The sequence below is a fragment of the Desulfovibrio desulfuricans genome (assembly GCF_024460775.1).
GTDB classification, from domain to species: domain Bacteria; phylum Desulfobacterota; class Desulfovibrionia; order Desulfovibrionales; family Desulfovibrionaceae; genus Desulfovibrio; species Desulfovibrio desulfuricans_E.
Window position 1 is genome coordinate 1 of sequence record NZ_JANFYZ010000074.1, and the last position, 262, is coordinate 262.

The 262-nt window shown below is 53.1% G+C and carries 1 protein-coding gene; it reads right to left on the minus strand.

Annotated elements, in window-relative coordinates:
• The coding region (locus tag NE637_RS15455; protein WP_256267816.1) for a YrrC family ATP-dependent DNA helicase at positions 1-191 on the minus strand (191 nt) is incomplete at its 3' end.
• Positions 192-262 lie beyond the last annotated feature (71 nt).

Sequence of the window (262 nt, forward strand, 5' to 3'; positions counted from 1 at the left end):
GGTACAATCACTTCATCGAAGCCCTCGACTTCAAATTGGATGCCATGCTTGGCGCTCCGGCTCCAACGTCCGCGCATATCATAGCGCAGATTATCTGCCGTCGGCAGGCAATAACCCACCGCCTTGATCTCAGAAACCACATTCCCCGCCGCGTCCATGACCTTCTCACAAGGTCGGTACAGGGCGATCATGTAGCTGGCATCACCGGCCGTAACTGCTTTCGGGTAGATCAGCCTTTTGAATTGACATATCAAGATCGATT